This is a genomic window from Acidovorax sp. Q11, assembly GCF_054950075.1.
Genome location: NZ_JBUDZG010000007.1, coordinates 63,414 through 80,359, shown reverse-complemented (window position 1 = coordinate 80,359; position 16,946 = coordinate 63,414). Strand labels below are relative to the sequence as shown.

The following is a 16,946-nucleotide window of genomic DNA, read 5'->3' as shown; positions in this document are numbered from 1 at the left end:
GCGCGGGCTTTCGTGGCGGTTGCAGCGCTGCCTCGCTGCAACCGCGCGCTGCTTCAGGCCGCCGTGCGCGACGGCACCAACGCCGCGCCCGCCGCACGCCCCTGCAAGCCCTGGAACGCAAAGTCCACCTCGGGCACGCGGCCGCTCACGATGTCGGCCAGGGCCTTGCCCGAGCCGCAGGCATGCGTCCAGCCCAGCGTGCCGTGGCCGGTGTTGAGGAACAGGTTGCCCACCTTCGTCTTGCCGATCAGCGGCACGTTGCTCGGTGTAGCCGGGCGCAGTCCGCTCCAGAACTGGGCCTGGCTCGCGTCGCCCGCGCCAGGGAAAAGCTGTTCCACACGCCGCACGATGGCCTCGCAGCGCACCTGGTTCAGGTGGCGGTCGTAGCCGTTCAGCTCGGCCGTGCCTGCAATGCGCAGGCGATCACCGCCGCGTTCGCTGGTGTAGCGCGAGAACACGAGCTTGAACTCGTCGTCTGTCAGGCTCACCTGGTGCGCCTTGCTGGCGTCTTTCACCGGCATCGTCACCGAGTAGCCCTTGGCCGGGTAGATGGGCAGCTGGATGCCCAGCGGCTGTGCCAGCAGCGGGCTGAACGAGCCCATGGCCAGCACAAACGCATCGCCGCGCACGCGCTCGAACCGGCCCTCGGCGTTGGTCACTTCCACGTGGTCGATGCGGCCGCCTGCCTCGCGCAGTGCGGTGATGTGGTGGCCCATGCGGAACTGCACGCCCGCCGCCTCGCACAGCTTGGCCAGCTCGCGCGTGAACTGGTTGGCATCGCCCGATTCGTCCTCGGCCGTGTAGGTGGCGCCCGCCAGCTGCGGGCGGATGTGGGCCAGCGCGGGTTCAAGGCGCACGGCCTCGTCGGCGCTGATGACCTGGCGCTCGCAGCCCAGCTGGCGCATCTGCTCGGCCGGGGCCAGTGCGCCGTCGAATTCCTTTTGGTTGGTATAGAAGTGGAGGATGCCCTGCGTGCGCTGGTCGTACTGGAGGCCGGTGGCCGCGCGCAGCTGCTGCAGCGTGTCGCGGCTGTAGGTGCCCAGGCGCACGATCTGCTCGATGTTGTGGCGCGTGCGCGCGGGCGTGCAGTTGCGCAAAAAAGACAGGCCCCACAGCCACTGGCGCATGTCGGCTCGGATGCGGAACAGCAGAGGCGCGTCCTCCTTGCCCAGCCACTGCAGCACCTTGAGCGGCGCGCTGGGGTTGGCCCAGGGCTCGGCATGGCTCACCGAGATCTGGCCGCCGTTGGCAAAGCTGGTTTCGGCGCCGGGCGCACCCTGGCGGTCGATGACGGTCACCTCGTGACCGAGTTGCGAGAGGAAATAAGCCGAAGTCACGCCGAGCAAGCCGGCGCCGAGAACGATCACGCGCATTTTTGAAGCCTTTTAAGGGGTCTGCGCCTGATGGGTATGCGATTGCAGCTACTAAATCAATAGCAAGCAGCTGGCGCATGTCCGCCAGGCTGCCGCTCCCCCTGTCCTTGGTACCTGAGAGATTCACCGCCATCCCACCCGGGCTGCGGCTTGCTCCTTCGGTGCGCTTCGCGTTGCGCGAAGCGGCTCTCCAGACGGCTTTGAAAAATGGTGCAGTACGGAACCTGAGCGTGTATGGGAGTTTGCGCCTTCGGTGCACAGCGGGCGGTGCCACTGCGCTCTCCTGCGGGGGCCATTCTAGGAGCGCACGACACGCGAAAACCGACTCCTGTGCGCTAATGGGCCGCAATCGTTGCTGATGCTGGGGCCGTGGGCCCCCGGTGGCTGGTGGCCATAATTTGCCGATCTCCCTGACCCTGGAACCGCCCCATGCCCGATACCGCCTTTGACCCGCAGACCAGTGCCGCCGTGCTCACCATGGCCCGCCAGGGGCGCACGCCCCGCCCGCTGGACCTGCCCGCTGGGTTGCGCCCGCAGAACGCGGCCCAAGCCTATGCGGTGCAGGACGCGGTGGTGCGCGAGCGCGGCGAGGTCGCGGGCTGGAAGGTGGGCGCGGCATCGCCCGATGCACTGCCCGCGCGCGCGGCGCTCACCCGCGATTCGGTCTGGGTGGCGCAGGCCCAGCACGCCGGGCAAGCCGCTGTGCACCTGCCCGCCGCCGGTTTTGTGGTGCTGGGGGTGGAGGCGGAACTGGCCTACGAACTGGGCGCCGATCTGCCCCCGCGCGCCGCGCCCTACAGCCTGGACGAGGTGCGTGCGGCCCTGGTGTCGGTGCGCGCTGCCATCGAGGTGTGCGACACCCGTTTTGCCGCCTGGGCCCAGCAGGGCGAATGGAGCCGCCTGGCCGATCAAGCCTGCCATGGCGCCCTGGTGGTGGGCGCCGGGACGGCCGATCTAGCGGCAGTGCAGCCGCTGGCGCAAGGGGTGAGGCTGTGGGTGAACGAATCGGTGGCCGTGCAGCACACCACCTGGGGCAACCCGGCGGGCGACCCGCTGCGGTTGCTGGTGTGGCTGGCCAACGAAGGCGCACACAGCCTGGGCGGGCTGCGCGCAGGCCAGTGGGTGACGACGGGCTCGTGCACCGGCACCGTGCTGGTGGCGCCGGGCACCCGGGTGGTGGCGGATTTCCCGGGCCTGGGCCTGGCGGAGCTGGTGTTCGACTGAACAGCACCCAGCCAACGCTGCCCCAGTCCGCCGCGCCTTTCAGCGCCTGTTTGTGATCTCCTGCGAGATCGTAAACAGGCTCTCAGTTGCGGTAAGGGTTGTCGGGGCTGCGGTCGTGGCGGTTGGATACACCGTCGCCATCGCGGTCCCGGTCGTGGCGGTTGGGCACACCATCCCGGTCGCGGTCCCAGCCGCCACGCTGCATGTCCCAGCGGCCGCCATGTTCCACCCAGCGCGGTTCGCGGTAGTGGTACCCGGGGCGGGCCTTGACCCAGTGGCCTTGCTGCCAGACATGGCGGTGGCCACGCCACTCCCAGTGGCCGGGCACCCAGACCATGCCCCGGCGTGGGTGGGGCACGGCCTCATGGCGGGGTGGTGGGGGCGCCTGGTACTGCACCACCACAGGCGCCGGGCCGTGGTAGCGGGGCGCGTCCGCACCGATGACAACGGTGGCGCTGGTGTGCTGCGCGTGCGCTGCCGTGGCGGCAGCCAGCGTCAGCAGGGCGATGGATACAGCGGCGAGTGCATTGCGGGCCATGGTGAACTCCTAAAAATGGTCCCTGTCGGAACCGGAGCCTTGATGCTGCGGGCCCTGCGTCAAGCCGGTGTAGTCGGATTGCGAAGTCTTGTGAAGTTGTGTTTCCTGGGGCGGAGGCGCATGGGAGGAGTGTGATTTTTGTCACGCTCGCGGCAGGGCTCAGCGCCACCAGATCACCACCGCCAGCAGCATCAGCGCTACCCATGCGGGGTGCCGCCCCTCGGTGGCAAAAAATACGAGCAGCCCGCAGGCCAGCGTGGCGCCTGCCGCCACATCCGCTACCCAGGCGCCCAGGCCCGCGTCCACGGGCACCATGCCCAGGCGCCACAGCAGGGCGCTGAAGGCCCAGCCCAGCACCGTCACCAGGTGCCAGCTGCCCCAGAGGATGCGCACATGCTGCTCGCGCAGCACGGGCTGGCCGCCTGTGGGCACCACGCCACGCAGGCGCAGGGTGCGGAACACCAGGATTTCTCCGAGCACGGAATGGACGGCGCCCACCAGGGCCAGGCCCACGGCTGCAAGCACCAGCGAAGTGTTCATGTTTTGTCTCCTCTTGGGACTGGGCACTGCTCAGGCGGCCAGGGTCCGTTGGCCGGGGGACCAGCACATTGCCAGCGCGGGTGGCAGCACCAGCCAGAAGCCCGATGCGGGCATGAGCGCGATGCCCAGCAGTGCCAGGGCCAGCACCCCCAGACCCAGTGGACGCAGCAAGCCGGGGGCTGGCGCCGCATGGCGCTCGATCAGCAGCACGGCCCAGCCCAGCAGGGCCAGCACGGCGCCAAACAGCACGAACCAGGCCACAGCGCCCGCCATGGGGTCGGTGCCCACGCTGTCGATCACGCCGCGCCGAACGATCTCCTCCAACTGGGGCGGGAACACGATGGCGGCAAACAGCGTGTGGATGGCGGCCACGGCGAGCAGCCACAGGCCCTTCCAGGCGGTGCGAAGCGTAAAAGGAGGTGGGGGGGTGAGGGTCATGGCGGGCAAGCTCCGTGAAGGGGGCATGGTCAGGTGGTCAGGGCTTGGCGGTGGTGCGGGCGAGCCAGTGCGCGCCCCGGGTGTGCACCCGTGCGCCCAGTTGCGTGAGCAGGTGCATCAGTCCCATCCACATGCGCTCGAACGCGGGCATTTCGCAGGGCACTTGCTGCAGGTGGCGGCCCAGCACGCGCTGGTCGGCGGGTGGGGTCAGCGGCGGTGGGGTCTTGGTGCCAAAGTCAAACACCGCCTGTGTGAAGGGCTCGATCTGCCAGGCCTGCATCTCGGCCAGCGCGGGGGCCAGGTCAGTGCAGTAGGTGGGCAGGCTCACATCGGCCCCGGCCAGACCCAGGGCCTGGTAGGCCTGCAGCACGAGTGCATGGCGCTGCGGGTCGTCCGCAGGCCGCAGCAGCGCCGACCAAGCCTGCGCCACCTGGGCGCGAAACCCTGCGGACAGGCTGCGCGTGCAGCCAAAGTCCAGCACGCCCACCGTGCCATCGGGCGCAAACACAAAGTTGCCCGGGTGCGGGTCGGCATGCACCCGCCCCAGCACAAAGAGGCAGTGCATGAACCAGTCCCACAGGTGCTGCCCGGCCTGGTCGCGCTGCACCTGCGTGGGTTGGGTGGCCAGCCAGGCCTGCAGCGGCTGGCCCGGCAGAAACTGCTGCGTGAGCACCTGGGCGCGGGTGTGCGACAGGATGGGCCGGGCCATCACCACCCCCGGCTGCGCGGCGTGCTCTGCAAACCACTGCAGCTGTTCGGCCTCCTGCAGGTAGTCCACCTCGCGCAGCAGGGTGGCTTCGATCTCGGCCATCACGCCGTCCATCACCGCGTCGGTGGGCAGGGGCAGATCGGTGTGGGCCAGTGCGCGCAGCGCGGCACGCATGAGCTGCATGTCGCTGGCAATGGTGGCGGCGATGCCGGGGTACTGCACCTTCACGGCCACCGTGCCGTGGCCCGTCAGCTGTGCGCGGTGCACCTGGCCCAGGCTGGCGGCGGCAAATGCGGTGGGCTCGAAGTGGTCGAACAGCGCCTCGGGCTCTTGCCCGAAGGCCTGGCGGAACACGCGGCCCACCAGTGCGCGGTTGAGCGGTGGGGCCTGGTGGTGGGCGCGGGCCAGCTCGCGCCGCACGCCCTCGGGCAGCAGCTGCGGGTGCATGCTGAGCAGCTGCGACACCTTGAGCGCCGAACCCCGCAACTGCCCCAGCGCGCCGAACAAGATGCGGCCCAGCGCTGCCTCGTGCTCGGCCTGCGCCTGGGCTGAACGCTTGCGCGTGCGGTGCGAGAGCTCGGCCATGCCGATGCGCGCTGCCGCCAGCCCGGTGATGGCGCTGCGGGCCAGCTTGCCGGTGCGCGGGGCGTCCGTTTCAGTTTTGGCCATGGTTTGCCAGGCGCTGCGCCGTGCCGCGTGCAATCACGCGGTGGATCGGCGTGATCACCGCCATGTACGCGTGGCCCAGTGTGTTGTGGATGTGCACCACCGTGCTCAGCACCACCCGGGGCGCGGCGCCGGGAGCCGCGGGCTGTTTGCAGATGGACACCTGCACGTCCAGGTGCTTGTCGTCCTGGCCCATCACCACCTCGGTGTCGCTCAGGTGCCGGATGCGGAAGATGCCCACCCGGTCGCCCACGCGGTAGCTGCGCGCGTCGCGCAGTGCGCGGCCACTGGCGGGCGGGTGGCCGTCGTGCAACTGGCCCAGGTCCTTCAGGCCCACCAGGCGCACGGCCTTGTTGCGCACAAACATGAGGGCGCGTGTCCATGCCGGGGTGCGGGCCGCCACATCCAGCCACGACTGCAGGGCCGAGCGTGCGGGGTGTCGGTCGGTCACCTCGTAGGCGTCAAAAAAATCGGCCCCGGGCAGCGTGGCGTGGATGGCCGTGCCCTGTGGCACCTGGGTGGCGCGCGCGGTGGTGGGGGCTGCGATAGCGGCGGGCGAATTCATGGTGTGCTCTTCTTTTTGTGGGTGGCGGCGGGTGCCGCCGCCGGGGTGCGGGGCGCGCGTGTGGCGCGGCGTGGGGGCGGCGCCGGGGGCTCGGGGCTGCGCGCGGATGGGGCAGCCGGGGCACTGCCCAGCGTCTGCCGCGCCAGTTGCAGCATGCCCAGCAGGCCGCTTCCGTGCTGGGCCATGCGCGCCATCTGGCTGCGCAGCACAAAGCCGCCCAGCTGCGCCACGCGGTTGACCAGGCCCACGCGCAGCGCCTGCACCAGCACACCCAGCGACAGGTCCACCAGCTGCGTGGTGTCAGCGAACTCGTCGGAGGTGTCGGCCAGCCAGTAGCTCACCACGCCCGCGAGGTAATCGGTATAGAGGCTGCCCGCCAGGCCCTTGAAGTCGCAGGGCTCGATCTCGCCGCTGGCCTCGGCGGCTTCCAGAAAACTGCTCACCGCATCGCGCAGGCCCTGGCGCGCCGCCAGGGGCTCGGCCAGCATCGACAGCGGCGAGCGCCGCGCCAGCCCGCGCACCTGGGCCACGAACTCGCGGTCGGCCAACAGGCGCTCCAGCACCGCGTCGGTCAGGCGCTGCAGCTTTTCCTGCAGGCCGTAGCCATCAAACCCCGGGGTCTGCAGCGTGTCGGCCAGCGCCTGCTGGACGGTGTCGTCCAGGTAGCCGACCACGATGCGGTCCTTGGTGGGGAAGTATTTGTAGATGGTCGCGTCGCCAATGCCTGCGGCACGCGCGATGTCCTTCATCGTCGTGCCGTCAAAGCCCTGGCGGGTCATGAGGTCCACCGCGCTGGCCACGATCTGGCGGCGCGTGGCATCTTGTTGCTGGCGGGTGGTTTTCATTTGACTATCTTTAAATTAACAAAATTTGTTATTTAAAGAATAGTTGTTTCTCTTTGAGGGGTCAAGCCTCGTGGGCCGCTGTGGCTTGTTTTGAGAGCCTGTGAGGCTCCTTTTGATGCACTTTTTTGGCCTTCTCCGCGCATGGGTAAAGCGGATTAAGCTATCAATAAGTGAGCATTCGGCTACCTGCGCATGCTGGAGAACGCCTCGAACTCCCAGCTGCGCATGGCCAGCAGCAGGGTGTAGCCCTCGCGCTCGCGTTCGGGCAGCTTCTGGTCGGCCAGGTGCTGCTGGGCAAAGTCCTGGGCCACGCGCTGCATGCGCTCCATGAAGGCGGGGGCCAGGCTGCGGCTGATGTTGCCGTGCACCAGCAGCACGCCTTCGCCCGTGCCGTCAAAGCCGCCCGCAAAGTAGTCGAGCAGCGCGTGCTCGCGAAAGTAGTTCATCACCGGGCCATGGGGCCGCCAGCGGAAGGTCTTGGCCAGCTTGAGGCGGTAGCGGTTGAGCGGCCGCAGCTCGATGATGCCGATGCGGTCGAGCTGCGCGAGGTATTTGATGCCCTCGGCCTCGGTGAGACGGTAGGTGGTGACGACCTGCTCCAGCGTCCATTGGCTGAGCACGCAGATCGCCATCAGCAGCAGCTTCTTGTCGCCCACCACGGCCTTTTCCTGCTCCTGGCTCAGCTCCTTGAGCAGCGGCTGCGCATCGGCCACGCGCCGCGCCAAGTCGGCAAAGTCCAGCGCCAGTGCGCGGCAGATGGCGTCGATGCGCGACAGCGGCATGTCGCCCTTGGCCAGCATGCGCTTGACGCTGGACTCGGCCATGCCCAGCGCCTGGGCCAGGTCGGCGTAGGTCATCTGCGCGGTTTTCAGTTCCTTTTTCAGGGCGGTGACGAGGTCGGCGGTGGTGCTCATGGCTGGGGGCGGTTGGCGGGTATTGGTGGGTGTTAGGTATCAATTATCAATACCCAGGGTGGCATGGGTAGCCCTTTGTGCGACTTTTACGGGGCCCAGACGCGATGGCCTGCCCACACTGCGCGGCATTCCAACCCCGCAGGATTTCCGCCATGCCGTTGTTTTCTTCCGCAACTCCTCTCAACCGGGCCGAGACTGGCTTGTTGCTGGGCGCTGCTGCCCTGATCGCCCTGGCCGTCTGGGGGCCGGTGCTGCCCGCCAGCGAACACCAGCATGCGTTTGCCGACCAGCGGGTGTGGCTGGGGATTCCCTGCGCACTCGATGTGCTGAGCAATCTGCTGTTTGCACTGGCCGGTGTCTGGGGGCTGGTGGCGCTGCGCCGGGCGGTGGGCTTGGACGGGGCCTCGCGGTGGCTGGCCGGGCTGTTTTTTGCGGGCCTGCTGTGCACGGCAGCGGGCTCCATGCTGTACCACTGGCAGCCACACGACGCGGGCCTGCTGTGGGACAGGCTGGGCATGGTGCTGCCCTTTGCAGGCCTGCTGGGGCTGGCGGCCACCAGCCGCGTGAGCGAGCGCGCCGGGTGGGCCGCCGCCGGTGTGGTGCTGCTGGCCGGGCCGCTGGCCGTGGTGTGGTGGGCGCACACCGGCAACCTGTTGCCCTGGGCCGTGGTGCAGCTGGGCGGCATGCTGGTGGTGCTGGCCCTGGCGTGTTTGCCCCGGCGCGATGGCGCGCTGGCGGTGCACCTGGGCGCGGTCATCGGCCTGTATGCCGTGGCCAAGCTGTTCGAGGCGGCAGACCACTCGGTGTTCGACGCTACCTACCAGGCGGTGTCGGGCCACAGCCTCAAGCACCTGTTTGCCGCAGGTGCGGCCTGGCCCGTGTTGACGGCTCTGGCGGCACGGCACCCCCGCCCGGCATCCGGCGGTCCGCAAGTCACGCTGTTTGTGCAGAATGGCGCCCACGCCGTGGGTGTCGCCCGCAGTTCACGTGTGTGAAGCGCGGGCGCGGAAAATTCCAATAAGCCAACCCATCGGAAACGAGGAGAAACGCATGCATCCCGAGACCCCCTCAGCCAGCGCGGCGCCAGCATCCGTGCCAACGCCCACGCAGACCCATGAGGACCCGAACCAGTTTGCCCTGCTGCGCCAGCGGCGGTTCGCCCCGTTTTTCTGGACGCAGTTCTCCGGCGCGGCCAACGACAACCTGTTCAAGTTCGCGTTCACCGTGATGGTGACCTACCAGCTCAGCGTGGACTGGCTGCCGCCCGCCATGGCCGGGCTGGTGATTGGTGCGCTGTTCATCCTGCCGTTTTTGCTGTTCTCGGCCACGTCGGGCCAGCTCACCGACAAGTACGACAAGACGAAGATGATCCGCTTCGTGAAGAACATGGAGATCGCCATCATGCTGGTGGCGGCCGTGGGCTTCATCGGCGGCAACATCCCCATCCTGCTGCTGTGCACCTTCCTCATGGGCGTGCACTCCACGCTGTTTGGACCGGTCAAGTTCGCCTACATGCCTCAGGTGCTCAGCGAGCGCGAACTCACGGGTGGCAACGGCATGGTCGAGATGGGCACCTTTGTGGCCATCCTGCTGGGCAATGTGGCGGGCGGCCTGCTGGTGGCCATCCCTGGCATTGGCCACACCACGGTGGCCGTGGCCTGTGTACTGGCGGCACTGGTTGGGCGCGCGGTGGCGCATTTCATCCCCTCGGTGCCTGCCACCGACCCTGGCCTCACCATCAACTGGAACCCCTTCACCGAAACCTGGCGCAACCTCAAGCTCGCGCACGGCAACATCGTGGTGTTCCGCTCGCTGCTGGGCATCAGCTGGATGTGGTTCTTTGGTGCGGTGTTCCTGAGCCAGTTCCCCAGCCTCGCCAAGAACGTGCTGCATGGCAACGAGCAGGTGGCTTCGCTGCTGCTGGTGGTGTTTTCGATTGGCATCGGCATCGGCTCGCTGCTGTGCGAGGTGCTCTCGCGCAGGCATGTGGAGATCGGCCTGGTGCCGCTGGGCGCCATCGGCATGAGCGTGTTCTCCATCGACCTGTACTTTGCGTCGCGCAGCCTGCCGCCGTCTGAAATCATGGGCCTGGCCGCCTTCATGGCCCAGGGCGCCCACTGGCGCGTGATGATGGACCTGCTGCTGCTCAGCCTGTTTGCGGGGCTGTACAGCGTGCCCATGTATGCGCTGATCCAGATGCGCAGCCAGCCCACGCACCGCGCACGCATCATCGCGGCCAACAACATCCTCAACGCGCTGTTCATGATCGCCAGCTCGCTCATCGCAGGCGCCTTGCTGGGCGCGGGCTTCACGGTGCCGCAGATCTTCCTGTTCACCGGCATCGCCAACGCGGTGGTGGCGTTCTACATCTTCATGCTGGTGCCCGAGTACCTGCTGAGGTTTGTAGCCTGGGTGTCGTCGCGTTTCGTCTACCGCTTCAAGGTGCAGGGCGACGAGAACCTGCCTTCAGCGGGCGCCGCCATTCTGGCCTGCAACCATGTGAGCTTTGTGGATGCCGTGCTGCTCATGGCAGCCAGCCCACGCCCCATCTACTTCGTGATGGACCACCGCATCTTCCGCGTGCCCGTGCTGGGCTGGCTGTTCCGCCTGGCCAAGGCGATCCCGATTGCGCCCTACAAAGAAGACCCCAAGACCTACGAAGCGGCCTTTGACCGTGCAGCCCAGGTGCTGCGCGAGGGCGACCTGCTCGCCATCTTCCCCGAAGGCGGCATCACCAAGGACGGGCAGCTGCAGGAGTTCAAGGGCGGCATCATGAAGATCATCGAGCGCGCGCGTGCCGAGGGCATCGAGGCCCCCGTGATCCCCATGGCACTGACCAACCTGTGGGGCTCGTACTTCAGCCGCATTGAGCAGGGCGGCGCCATGGTACGGCCGTTCCGCCGGGGCTTCTACAGCCGCGTGGGCCTGAATGTGGGCTCTGCCGTGGCCCCGACCGAGGTGCAGCCCACGCTGCTGCGCGAGCGGGTGCAGAAGCTGCTGGCGGCCTGACGGTCCCGGGTGGGTTCAGTCCGCCCGGATTTGCGCGCGCTGGGCAATGGCGCGCATGCGCGGCAACTCGTCTTCGATCTGCGTAAGCACGGCACCGCCCGTGGCGTACGACGGCTCCAGCCCGACGGCGATGAGCTTGCTGCGGACCTCCGTGTCCGCCAGGGTGTCGGCCAGGGCCTTGTGCAGTTTGGCCTTGGCCTCGGCGGGCAAGCCGCGTGGCGCAACCACGGCCAGCCAGGAGTCGGCCGAGAACCCGGGGAAGCCACTTTCCGCCACCGTGGGCACGTCGGGCAGCTGCGTGGCCCGCGTTGCACCCGTGACGGCAATGGCCTTGATCTTGCCCGCCTTGAGCTGTGGCAACGCTGCCGCCACGGTGTCGATGGTGAAGGGAATCTGCCCGCCCATCAGGTCGGCCATGGCGGGGGCGCTGCCCCGGTAGGGCACGTGCATCAGCTTGATGCCAGTTGCCGACCAGGCCAGCTCGGCCGCGAAATGCCCTGTGGTGCCGTTGCCGAACGAGCCGTACGAGAATTTGTCGGGCGTGCGCTGTACGGCGGCGATCAGCTGCCGGAGGTTGTTCACAGGCACATCGCGGTGGGCCAGCAGAATCAGCGGCACACGGGCGACCAGGCCCACGGGCTCGTAGCTTTTGACGGGGTCGTAGGGCAGCTTGGCGTTCAACGCAGGGTTCACGGTGAAGGTGGAGCCGGAGCTGATCAGCAGCGTATAGCCATCGGCAGGCGCATTGGCCATATAGGCCGCGCCCACCACGGTGCCCGCGCCCGCCTTGTTCTCCACCACGATGGGCTGGCCCAGGCGGTCGCCCAGTTTCTTGCTGATCGTCCGGCCCACGATGTCCACGGCGCCCCCCGGCGGGAAGGGCACGACGAGCTGCACCGGTTTGGCGGGATAGCCATCGGCATGGGCCAGCTGCAGCGGGCCCAGCCCCAGCCCAGCGAGGGCTGCCGCCAACAGGACCACGCGACGCCGTCTGACAAGCTGCAAGCACTTCATGGGGACTCCTTGGATCGGGGGAATGGGCGGGCCCCCCGCCTAGCGGCAAGGGCCTCTTCAGATCAGCGACAGCCCGGCCAGCTGTGCCAGCCGGTGCTGCTCGCTGGACGCATCAGCCGTTGCGAAAAAGAAAGCTGTAGGCGTTGAGCGCCGGCACCCCTCCCAGGTGCGCATACAACACGCGGGAGCCTTCGGGGAATTCGCCCTTGCGCACCATGTTGATCATTCCGTGCATGGACTTGCCTTCGTACACCGGGTCGGTGAGCATGCCTTCCTGGCGTGCGCACAGGCGGATGGCTTCGAGCGTGCCCTCGCTGGGCAGGCCGTACTCGGGGCCGCCGTAGCGCGTGTCCAGCACCACGTCCTCGGCGGTGAGTTCCTGGCCCAGCTCCACCAGCTTCGCGGTGTTCTGGGCGATGCGCAGGATTTGCGCGTGGGTTTGTGCGGGCTTGGCCGAGGCGTCGATACCAATCACCTTGCGCGCCCGGCCGTCGGCCGCAAAGCCCACCACCATGCCTGCTTGCGTGCTGCCGGTGACCGAGCACACGACGATGTAATCAAACTGGAAGCCCAGCTCCTTCTCTTGCTGGCGCACTTCTTCGGCAAAGCCCACGAAGCCCAGGCCGCCGTACGGGTGCTCGGAGCAGCCTGCGGGAATGGGGAAGGGCTTGCCACCGGCCTTCTTCACGTCGTCCATGGCCTGCTCCCAACTGGGGCGGATGCCGATGTCGAAGCCTGCAGCGTCCAGACGCACGTCGGCGCCCATGATGCGGCTCATCTCGATGTTGCCCACGCGGTCGTACACCGCGTCGGAGTAGTTCACCCAGTTCTCTTGCACCAGCACGCACTTCATGCCCAGGTGTGCGGCCACGGCGGCCACCTGGCGCGTCTGGTTGGACTGGATGCCGCCAATCGACACCAGCGTGTCGTAGCCGCCCGCAATGGCTTCGGGGATCAGGTATTCGAGCTTGCGCGTCTTGTTGCCGCCAAAGGCGAGGCCTGAGTTGCAGTCCTCGCGCTTGGCATACAGGTGCACCTTGCCGCCCAGATGCGCCGACAGGCGAGGCAGCGGCGTGATGGGCGATGGGCCAAAGGTGAGCGGGTGGCGGGGGAATTTTTGCAGATTCAAGGCGGTGTTCCGGTCGATGAAGAAGGGGCGCAAGCGCAGGGCTTGCAGTGCCTTCATCGTAGAAAAACACACGCATCACGTGGTTGCAAAGTTTGGTGAAATTTCGGAGATATTTGCTTCTGGATCAGAATGATGTTGACTAATATTTTTTAGAAAAAACAATGTGCGCAACAAAAGTTCGTCCCAAGAATGTGCCGCAGGCCGATGTGTCGGCCGAGCTGGATCGCACCGACAAAACCATCCTGCGCCAGCTGCAGCGCGATGCGTCGCTGTCCAATGTGGCCCTGGCCGAGAAGGTGCACTTGAGCCCGCCTGCCTGCCTGCGCCGGGTAGAGCGCCTCAGGCGCCTGGGGCTCATCGACAAGGTGGTGGCGCTGCTCAACCCCCAGGCCGTGGGCGCGGGCATGCTGGTGATGATTGGCGTGGTGCTGGACCGCTCCACGCCCGATTCATTTGCCGAGTTTGAAAAGGCTGCGGCCAGGGTGTCCGGCTGCATGGAATGCCATGTGGTCACCGGCGAGTTTGACTACTTCATGCTGGTGCGCACGCGCGACAACGACAGTTTCAACCGTTTGCATGCCGAGCAGCTGCTCTACCTGCCCGGGGTGCGCCAGGTACGCTCGTTCATGGTGCTGCGCAATGTGCTTTCGACCACCGAGTTGCCGCTGGCCGTGTAGCGGCCGTGGACGGATTCACTGGGCGCCGCGCAGCCGCACCATCACGGCCGCCCAGGCGGGCCCCCCAAACACGTTGACCACCAACCCTGCCATCAAGAGCCCGGCCCCCGCAAAGTGCACAGGCAGCAACTGCTCGCCAAACACCACCCAGCCCGTGGTCAGGCCCACCACGGGCACCAGCAGCGTGAAGGGCGCCACGCGGTTCACGGGGTAGCGCGACATGAGGTAGGTCCACAGGCCAAAGCCCAGCAACGTGGAAATCCAGGCGATATAGGCCACGGCGGCCATGGATTTCAGCGACAGGTGCTGCACGGCGGACAGCACGGCACCCGGGCCGTCGATCCACAGCGACAGTGCCACGAAAGGCAGTGGCGCCACCACGCTGGACCAGACGATAAAGGCAAACTGGTTCATCGGCCCATAACGCCCCACGGCGCGGGTGACGATATTGCCGCAGCCCCACAGCGCAGCGGCCGCCACGGTCAGTGCAAAACCTGCCAACGGCATCGAGGCACCATGTGCGCTGCCAATCAGCACCAGCCCCACGCCCGCCAGCACCAGGCCGGCCACCTGGTTGCCCTGCCATTTCTCACGCAGCCACCAGGCCGCCAGCAGCAGGGTGAAGAACGACTGCGCCTGCAGCACCAGCGAAGCCATGCCCGAAGGCATGCCGATGTGGATGGCGGTGAACAGCAGCGCAAACTGGCCCACGGCCATGGTCATGCCATACAGCAGGTACAGCCTGAGCGGCACCTTGGGTGGCTTGACGAACAGCAGTGCCGGGAAGGCTGCCAGCAGGTAGCGCAGCGCGCCCAGCAGCATGGGCGGCACATCGGCCACACCGACTTTGATCACCGCAAAGTTCAGCCCCCAGACGACGATGACAAGCAGGGCAAGGGCCAGGTCACGGGGGCGCAGAGCAGTGTTCATGCCCTGCATTTTGCGGGACCACCGGGCGGGCGGCCGTGCGTTTCAGGACCGTCCTGGTGCAAAAACGGACAAACCGGCCGAGCCTGGGGCGTTACGCCGATTCGACGGCGAAGCCCAGCCCGGCGTTGGCCTGCAGTCGCGCGATCAGCTTGTCGCCCAGCGCAGGCGCCGTGGTCCAGATGCCGCCCGGGGTCGCCGTGGCATCCTGCAGCAGGCATACAGCCGCCTCGGTGATCATCTTGGATGTGGAGCCATAACCCGGGTCGCGGTCACCCTTCACGCCCACGCGCAAACTGTTGCCCGCATCGTCGGTGCCCAGGAACAGCACGTCGTAGAACCCGTTCTCGCGTTCTTCGCGCGAAGGGCCTTCGCCGGGCTTGGGACCTTTGTCCGAGCCCAGCGACTTGTCGCCCGCCACCGCGTTGGCGATGGCCTCGCCCTTTTCACCGGGGCCGGTGATCAGCATTTCGTCGTAGACAAAGTCTGTGCCGTAGGCGTGCTGCAGCAGGAAGTTGGAGCGGTGCACATTGCGCGTGTTGATGGCGGCCATCACGAACGGCGCCACCCAGACTCCATCGCCCAGCGTCTCGTCCACCATGGGCTTGTTGCCGGTGGGTTGGCGCGGCCCTTCAAACCCGGGCGTGAGAGAGAACGGGTTCTTCAGCAGATCCAGCACCGCAGGGTTGGTGGCAGCCGCGGCCATGGTGGCCTTGAGGCTGGCGGCCGTGCCCCCAGAGAAGGTGCCCTTCATCTTGCGCACCCGGCCGCGCACGCGCGGGGCGGGGTGGCCGAAGCGCTGGGCAAATTCTTTTTGCAGCAGGAACACGCCCAGGTCGAACGGGATGGAGTCGAACCCGCACGAGAACACAATGCGCGCGCCGCTGGCCTTGGCCGTGGCTTCGTGCGCGTCGATCATCTGGCGCATCCAGGCGGGCTCGCCACACAGGTCCACATAGTCCACACCAGCCTTCGCGCAGGCGGCCACGAGTTCGTTGCCATACAGCTGGTACGGGCCCACGGTGGTCAGCACCAGGCGCGTGGCGTCCATCAGCGCCTGCAAGCTGGCGGGGTTGCTGGTGTCGGTCACGACCAGCGGGGTGTCGGCCGGGGCGCCCACTTCGTCGCGCACGGCGGCGAGCTTGTCGGCATTGCGTCCGCCCATGGCCCAGCGCAGGCCACTGCCTGCGGGGTAGCGCTGGAGCAGGTATTCGATCACCAGGCGGCCGGTGAAGCCGGTGGCGCCGTGCACGACGAGGTCAAAGGGTTTCTGAGACATGGAGGCTGAATGGCGGTAAGGGGAATTGGGCATGGATTGTGATGGGCGAGTGAAGCATGTGGTGTCGCGCAAGTGCAGACTTGGCAGTTGGTGTGAGTATCGAAAGTACAGAAATTCGATACTTGACAGGGTGCTGGATGGTTCTCCCAGGCTTTGCCACGGGGGCGGGGATTTCGTGCAGGATCATGTGCGCCATGCTCAACCCATGGGCGACGGGATTGCAATGGATGGTTGTCTGCGGCAGAAGCCAAGGCAAACTACCATCGGCAGCGGGGCCGCCAGGTCATTCGGAAAAGCCCGAATCCGTGGTCGGCATGTGTGGCGGTAGATTGGATTGGTCAGATTGACTCACTCTGGAGAAACCAAGCGATGAGAAACCTTTGCAGGACCCTGTATCCCCGGCGCCTGCTGGCGGGCGCCCTGGTGGCGTTTGCGGCCAGTGGCCTGGTGCTACCGGCCGCCGCACAGACGGCGGCACCAGTCACGCCATTGATGCTGCAGCAGTGGCGCCTGGGGCAGGAGCTGGGTCGCTACGGTCTTGCGCAGAACGACCCCCAGGCCTTGCTGGCAGCTGCGAGACTGCAGCGCGCCTCGGGCTTGCAGCCTTCGAAGGCGCGTGTGGACGGAGACCGCGGGGGCATGGTGGATCAAACGGACGCAGCCAGCCTGCTGGCCCAGGCGAAGAAGCTGGCCCAGGGGCGGCCTGAGCTGCTGGCGTTGATTGACGAGGCATCGGCAGCGCGCCGCAGCCGTGGCACGCTGATCGGCCCGCAGGTTCAGCCCATCCTCATGGGTGCGCGGGATACAAAACCCATCCTGTTGTCCTACAAGCCCGGGCAAAAAGCCTTCTTCGGGATTGCCAGCGACCGGATGCAGGACATCGCGTTGTCCGTCAAAGGGCCCAAGAACGAGGCCCTTTGCGAGCCTGCCCACGCAGGAGGGGAGTTGCTGTGTGAATGGGTATCGGGTGAAGCCCCGGACGTGCGTGTGGTGGTGACCAACCTCAGCACCAACGCCGTGATGCTGACGTTCTTCCATGATTGAGTGGTGGGGGACACGTTGGCGCGCCGCCTGGTGCGTTCTGCTCGCGGCCGCCTGC

The 16,946-nt window shown here is 67.1% G+C and carries 17 protein-coding genes and 1 riboswitch; of the genes, 5 read left to right on the top strand and 12 right to left on the bottom strand.

From position 1 onward, the window contains the following. Window positions 1-53: 53 nt before the first annotated feature. The gene (locus tag ACYZGB_RS08335) at window positions 54-1,373 is read right to left on the bottom strand and encodes a D-amino acid dehydrogenase (RefSeq protein ID WP_462387790.1); all 1,320 of its coding nucleotides are present in this window, start codon (window positions 1,371-1,373) and stop codon (window positions 54-56) included. A 91-nt stretch (window positions 1,374-1,464) separates the two neighbouring features. After that, window positions 1,465-1,577: riboswitch (glycine riboswitch) on the bottom strand. A 225-nt stretch (window positions 1,578-1,802) separates the two neighbouring features. Between ACYZGB_RS08335 and ACYZGB_RS08330 the strand changes: the two genes are divergently transcribed. Further along, window positions 1,803-2,597, top strand: a complete 795-nt coding sequence (locus tag ACYZGB_RS08330; RefSeq protein WP_462387789.1) for a 2-keto-4-pentenoate hydratase — start codon at window positions 1,803-1,805, stop codon at window positions 2,595-2,597. 82 nt (window positions 2,598-2,679) lie between these two features. Here ACYZGB_RS08330 and ACYZGB_RS08325 read toward each other — a convergent pair whose 3' ends face one another. The 7 genes from ACYZGB_RS08325 to ACYZGB_RS08295 all read right to left on the bottom strand — a co-directional run bounded on the left by ACYZGB_RS08325 (window position 2,680) and on the right by ACYZGB_RS08295 (window position 7,812). Further along, a complete protein-coding gene (locus tag ACYZGB_RS08325; protein ID WP_462387788.1) occupies window positions 2,680-3,135 on the bottom strand; it encodes a YXWGXW repeat-containing protein in 456 nt (151 codons plus the stop codon). A 159-nt stretch (window positions 3,136-3,294) separates the two neighbouring features. Beyond that, a complete protein-coding gene (locus tag ACYZGB_RS08320) occupies window positions 3,295-3,675 on the bottom strand; it encodes a hypothetical protein (RefSeq protein ID WP_462387786.1) in 381 nt (126 codons plus the stop codon). 30 nt (window positions 3,676-3,705) lie between these two features. Further along, the gene (locus ACYZGB_RS08315; protein WP_462387785.1) at window positions 3,706-4,113 is read right to left on the bottom strand and encodes a DUF6463 family protein; all 408 of its coding nucleotides are present in this window, start codon (window positions 4,111-4,113) and stop codon (window positions 3,706-3,708) included. A 37-nt stretch (window positions 4,114-4,150) separates the two neighbouring features. Continuing rightward, the gene (locus tag ACYZGB_RS08310) at window positions 4,151-5,491 is read right to left on the bottom strand and encodes an ABC1 kinase family protein (RefSeq protein WP_462387784.1); all 1,341 of its coding nucleotides are present in this window, start codon (window positions 5,489-5,491) and stop codon (window positions 4,151-4,153) included. Beyond that, entirely contained in the window at window positions 5,478-6,053 is a 576-nt protein-coding gene (locus ACYZGB_RS08305) for a DUF2867 domain-containing protein (protein ID WP_462387783.1), read from the bottom strand. Before ACYZGB_RS08305 ends, ACYZGB_RS08310 begins: the two co-directional genes overlap by 14 nt. After that, a complete protein-coding gene (locus tag ACYZGB_RS08300; RefSeq protein WP_462387782.1) occupies window positions 6,050-6,898 on the bottom strand; it encodes a TetR/AcrR family transcriptional regulator in 849 nt (282 codons plus the stop codon). Before ACYZGB_RS08300 ends, ACYZGB_RS08305 begins: the two co-directional genes overlap by 4 nt. Before the next feature lie 182 nt (window positions 6,899-7,080). Next, the gene (locus ACYZGB_RS08295; protein ID WP_063462411.1) at window positions 7,081-7,812 is read right to left on the bottom strand and encodes a helix-turn-helix domain-containing protein; all 732 of its coding nucleotides are present in this window, start codon (window positions 7,810-7,812) and stop codon (window positions 7,081-7,083) included. A gap of 152 nt (window positions 7,813-7,964) precedes the next feature. Between ACYZGB_RS08295 and ACYZGB_RS08290 the strand changes: the two genes are divergently transcribed. Both ACYZGB_RS08290 and ACYZGB_RS08285 read left to right on the top strand, forming a co-directional pair. Further along, the gene (locus tag ACYZGB_RS08290; RefSeq protein ID WP_462387781.1) at window positions 7,965-8,807 is read left to right on the top strand and encodes a hypothetical protein; all 843 of its coding nucleotides are present in this window, start codon (window positions 7,965-7,967) and stop codon (window positions 8,805-8,807) included. Window positions 8,808-8,862: 55 nt separating this feature from the next. Beyond that, entirely contained in the window at window positions 8,863-10,821 is a 1,959-nt protein-coding gene (locus ACYZGB_RS08285) for an MFS transporter (protein WP_462387780.1), read from the top strand. 15 nt (window positions 10,822-10,836) lie between these two features. Here ACYZGB_RS08285 and ACYZGB_RS08280 read toward each other — a convergent pair whose 3' ends face one another. Next, the gene (locus ACYZGB_RS08280) at window positions 10,837-11,835 is read right to left on the bottom strand and encodes a Bug family tripartite tricarboxylate transporter substrate binding protein (protein WP_462387779.1); all 999 of its coding nucleotides are present in this window, start codon (window positions 11,833-11,835) and stop codon (window positions 10,837-10,839) included. A gap of 112 nt (window positions 11,836-11,947) precedes the next feature. Then, window positions 11,948-12,964: a 1-aminocyclopropane-1-carboxylate deaminase gene (locus ACYZGB_RS08275; protein WP_462387778.1), complete on the bottom strand. Its 1,017-nt coding sequence runs from the start codon at window positions 12,962-12,964 to the stop codon at window positions 11,948-11,950. 161 nt (window positions 12,965-13,125) lie between these two features. Here ACYZGB_RS08275 and ACYZGB_RS08270 point away from each other — a divergent pair, with 161 nt between their 5' ends. Then, the gene (locus ACYZGB_RS08270) at window positions 13,126-13,641 is read left to right on the top strand and encodes an Lrp/AsnC family transcriptional regulator (RefSeq protein WP_462387777.1); all 516 of its coding nucleotides are present in this window, start codon (window positions 13,126-13,128) and stop codon (window positions 13,639-13,641) included. A 15-nt stretch (window positions 13,642-13,656) separates the two neighbouring features. Here the strand turns inward: ACYZGB_RS08270 and ACYZGB_RS08265 are convergent, their stop codons facing one another. Together ACYZGB_RS08265 and ACYZGB_RS08260 are read right to left on the bottom strand one after the other, a co-directional pair. After that, window positions 13,657-14,559, bottom strand: coding sequence for an EamA family transporter (locus ACYZGB_RS08265; protein ID WP_462387894.1), 903 nt, complete (start codon window positions 14,557-14,559; stop codon window positions 13,657-13,659). Window positions 14,560-14,662: 103 nt separating this feature from the next. Further along, a complete protein-coding gene (locus ACYZGB_RS08260) occupies window positions 14,663-15,847 on the bottom strand; it encodes a saccharopine dehydrogenase family protein (RefSeq protein WP_462387776.1) in 1,185 nt (394 codons plus the stop codon). Between the two features lie 369 nt (window positions 15,848-16,216). Between ACYZGB_RS08260 and ACYZGB_RS08255 the strand changes: the two genes are divergently transcribed. Next, the gene (locus ACYZGB_RS08255) at window positions 16,217-16,891 is read left to right on the top strand and encodes a hypothetical protein (protein WP_462387775.1); all 675 of its coding nucleotides are present in this window, start codon (window positions 16,217-16,219) and stop codon (window positions 16,889-16,891) included. Window positions 16,892-16,946: the final 55 nt, after the last annotated feature.